Genomic DNA, 2,472 nt, shown 5'->3' with positions numbered 1-2,472 from the left:
CAAAGCATATTTGGAGAACTTGAGGGTATGATCCAATACACAGAAAATCTATTGCTGATTGCTGATGAGGATAAAGCCGGGCTTTGGCTGCTTAATCTAGCGACCAAACAGCGCGCATTTTTGCAATAATATAATCTAACATCTCCTTATATCCTGGCCGCATCGCGGCCTTTTCTTTTTTCAATAGCGGGCTTTTTGCGCCGTTAAATGGGCGTAATAGTTTAAGCATCAAACCATCTGCTTTACTGGGCTTATAGCAGCTTTGAGCGGGCTGCATTTCTTTGTGTTGATTGACATCAGCTGCCATCATTTGCGCATAACAACCTTAAAGAAAAAATCAATAAAAGGGCTTTTATGATGAAATATCAAGCTATAAAACTTTCACTTTTATTATGTGTTATAGGCACACTAAACGCCTGTATCGAAGCGAATATGGCTATGCAAATTAACACTGAAAATACTTTGGATAATAATGGTGAGAATGTTATCCAAGGTGAACAAACTGCGGTATTAAAAAATGCCATGATGTATTATTACAATGACTCCTCGGAACTGAGTCAAATCTTTGAATATGATTACGATGAGCAGGGGCAACTGATGAGCATTTTTAAAGATTATGATGCCGACGGTGTTGTTGATAGCGTTGAGAGCTATGAATATGATGATGAGGGCAAGCTCGTCTTGCTTGAGTCTTCAAGTAATAATGGTCAAACAGGTACATATCTTATCTATAGCTACAACGAACTGGGTAACTTGAGTTTATTAGAGTACGATTTCTCCCGCGATAGTAATATTGATGAGTATGTTATCTTTTTCTATAACGATGCTGATCAATTCATCAGAGAAGAGGAATATCATGATGGTGTGCTATCTTTTACAAAAGATTACGAGTATGACAACGACGGTCGAATGGTATTTATTTTGGTGAAAGATGGACTAGGTGATAGCTTATATGAAAAAAGATTTTTTTATGATGGCGATTTAATTGTTAGAGAAGAGGGACCAGAGTCAATCAAGTACTTTACCTACGATGCCAATGGTAATCTTTTAGAACAAGTGGAAGTTAACACAAATTTTGGATCGCAAAGCACACGACAATATCAAAATACCTATTGGTAATTCATTGAGGCATCTCAGCTTCACCTTGCTATCTTCATTTATAAAGCCCGCTTATCCTGCATAAGCCGGCTTTTTGTGCCGTTAAATGGGCTTAATAGTTTAAGCATCAAATCATCTGCTTTACTGGGCCTATAGCGGCTTTGAGCGGGCTGCATTTCTTTGTTTTTACAGCCCCTTATACATACACTTTCTCTATCAAAAAATTGACCAGTCAATAGAAAATTTTTTCTATCAGGGAGAAAGCACATGACCACTAAACAATCTCTATTGGTAATCTTACTTAGCCAAAGTGTTTTGTTAACTGCCTGCCTTGATGTAGAGATGGCGATGCAGATCAACCCTAATAGCAATGCTGAGCCTGCCACCCAACAGGTGGTTAAGGAGGCAGTACCCGAGATAAAGCAAATAGTCGAAACGCAAATTTATGCCAACGATGAAATAGCTTACATTGATATAAGCGACTTTAACCCTGCAGGGCTGTTGGTTCATCTTGAGTCTAGCGATCTTATTTATAACGCTTCTTCGTCAACTGACTACAGCTATGAATACAATGAACAAGGCCATGTCAGTCGTGAATATCACGTTCGGGATTCTCAAACAGGTACAAAAATCTACGATTATTATTACCACTATGATGAAAACGGGCGGTTAATAAAAACAGTGTATGATAAAGGTGCTGATGGCGAAGATATCATCTACCGCTTTGAATACGATGACAATGGTCGCCTTATTACAGAGTATACCGACATTGATGCTAACGATGAAGATGATAGCATCAAGCGTTACCGATATGATGCGATGGGGCAGCAAATAGCAGCCGATGAGGATATCAATGCCGATGGTCAAACCGACTACAGCATGCGCACTGAATACAATCAGCAGGGTCGAATGATTGCCGTAGAAAACCTTGATGTTACTACAGGCCAATATAGTTATAAGAAAGAGTGTAATTATGATGCCGATGGTCTAACAGCTAGCTGTAGCTTTGATGCTGGCAACGATGGTGAAATCGAACGGTATACAATCAAAGAATACGATCAACAAGGTCAATTAGTAAGAGTAAGCGATTACAGCGATCTCTCACAATTAGCCAATAGAGTCGTAAGCTACGAATACGATAGCTACGGTAATAACACCCTAGAAGCAGTTGATTACAATGGGGATGGCAAGGTAGACGAGTCTTTTACCTATGCATACAGCTATTGGGATTGACTCTTGACCAGCTCAAGGGTTAGGTATTTATACAGGCCGCGTCGCGGCCTTTTTACACGAGCTGATTTTATAACCGCTAACGGTCTCAAACCGTTTTATCTATTCGCACGAGTTGTCTACGGCGGTTTTCACTGCAGTTTC

3 protein-coding genes are annotated in these 2,472 nt (G+C 39.8%); 2 read left to right on the top strand and 1 reads right to left on the bottom strand.

The window, feature by feature from the left end; all coding sequences use genetic code 11:
• Positions 1 to 91 precede the first annotated feature (91 nt).
• On the bottom strand, positions 92 to 310 hold the full coding sequence (locus HRU21_12705; protein ID NRA43150.1) for a hypothetical protein: 219 nt from the start codon (positions 308 to 310) through the stop codon (positions 92 to 94).
• Between the two features lie 44 nt (positions 311 to 354).
• On the opposite strand from HRU21_12705, the gene HRU21_12700 reads away from it, so the two are divergent.
• Both HRU21_12700 and HRU21_12695 read left to right on the top strand, forming a co-directional pair.
• Positions 355 to 1,119, top strand: a complete 765-nt coding sequence (locus HRU21_12700; GenBank protein ID NRA43149.1) for a hypothetical protein — start codon at positions 355 to 357, stop codon at positions 1,117 to 1,119.
• 246 nt (positions 1,120 to 1,365) lie between these two features.
• Positions 1,366 to 2,331, top strand: a complete 966-nt coding sequence (locus tag HRU21_12695; protein NRA43148.1) for a hypothetical protein — start codon at positions 1,366 to 1,368, stop codon at positions 2,329 to 2,331.
• The last annotated feature ends 141 nt before the right edge of the window (positions 2,332 to 2,472 follow it).

This window comes from Pseudomonadales bacterium (genome assembly GCA_013215025.1).
Lineage (GTDB): Bacteria > Pseudomonadota > Gammaproteobacteria > Pseudomonadales > DT-91 > DT-91.
Note: the sequence above shows the minus strand (reverse complement) of the source record. Positions and strands in the feature narration are given on the sequence as shown.

Bases quoted from the DNA above. Each gene is read 5' to 3' on its own strand.
- HRU21_12705 (NRA43150.1), bottom strand. From the start codon at position 310: ATGATGGCAGCTGATGTCAATCAACACAAAGAAATGCAGCCCGCTCAA.
- HRU21_12700 (NRA43149.1), top strand. From the start codon at position 355: ATGATGAAATATCAAGCTATAAAACTTTCACTTTTATTATGTGTTATA.
- HRU21_12695 (NRA43148.1), top strand. From the start codon at position 1,366: ATGACCACTAAACAATCTCTATTGGTAATCTTACTTAGCCAAAGTGTT.